The organism is Rhizobium sp. WW_1, from assembly GCF_003610155.1.
Lineage (GTDB): Bacteria > Pseudomonadota > Alphaproteobacteria > Rhizobiales > Rhizobiaceae > Rhizobium > Rhizobium tropici_A.
In genome coordinates this window covers 1-1,076 of record NZ_RAIN01000066.1, presented here as the reverse complement: position 1 = coordinate 1,076, position 1,076 = coordinate 1, and the positions used below count along the sequence as shown (strand labels likewise).

Sequence of the window (1,076 nt, the reverse complement as noted above, 5' to 3'; positions counted from 1 at the left end):
CCAGGCCAAAGCGGCTTAAATCAACCCGCAAACTGAGCCGGAAACTCCATTCTTCCAGAGCCCAAAAAGTCTCAAATCATTCGACGACGGACACCCGTATGAGTCTGGAAGAAAGAGGGAGTCTAAGTCCGGCTCAATCATCTGCTTGACCACCATCTGCGCGATCCGATCGCTGACCGTGGGCACACCCAAAACCCTCTCGCCTCCAGCCTTCTTCGGAATGGAGACGGCACGCACCGGTGGCGGAAAGTAGGTCCCAGACGACATTCGATTCCAGATCTTGTAGAGATTCCTCGCAAGGTCTTTCTCGAACATCTCCAAGGTCTCGCCGTCCACCCCGGCTGCGCCATGGTTGGCTTTGACCGCTTTGTAAGCTTCGTACACTTGTCGTTTCTCAATTCGAAACGGCTTGTCTATCGTACTTTCCGAAGTCATCCTGTTTCCAGTTGTTCCAAACAATACGACCACCTGATCCGACCCCTTTGCTCCGGCCCCATTACAGGGCCCTCAACGCTCATACGGGTCGGTCCGCCCCAGTCTCCTGCATCGGTACTCTCGCCTTGCGGTTTGCTCCGCTTGAGCTTCTCCCTTTGCATCAGGAGCCTGGTTCCTGCAGTTCCGCGTGAAAGCCTATGTCCAACTCACGCCCCCTCTACGCCGGTCGTCGTCCGCCCGGTCATCAGGCATCTGGCGGACTTGTCCCAGGATGACGAAACGGTCCTGGTTTCGGCGACACCTACGTTCATAACGACGCGTCTTCGGAGGGTTCACTTTCGTTCGTCTTTCGGACACGCACCTGCTCGGATCTCGTCCGAACGTTTCATCCGACGCTCACCACCACGGCTCTTTACCGCAGCAGCTCGGACTGGTTTGAGACCTGCTCCTGAAAGCCGATCCCGGAGGGCCGTCCCCCATCATTCACGCAGCTTGGCGTAACGGTCTTAGTTCATGTCGAACTCCTTCCGCTGCTCTGCAGCACACTCTCATCGATGAAGACAAGCCGGTTGGGATCGAGATCGAGTTGACCCTCGAACCAGTCCCGACGGCGCTTCAAGAGATCGGGGCGTTCTTGCTCC

General features: G+C 56.9%; 1 pseudogene. It reads right to left on the bottom strand.

The window, feature by feature from the left end:
- Window positions 1-93: 93 nt before the first annotated feature.
- Window positions 94-435 (bottom strand): annotated as a pseudogene (locus BJ928_RS38470) (group II intron reverse transcriptase/maturase); the annotation flags it as partial.
- Window positions 436-1,076: the final 641 nt, after the last annotated feature.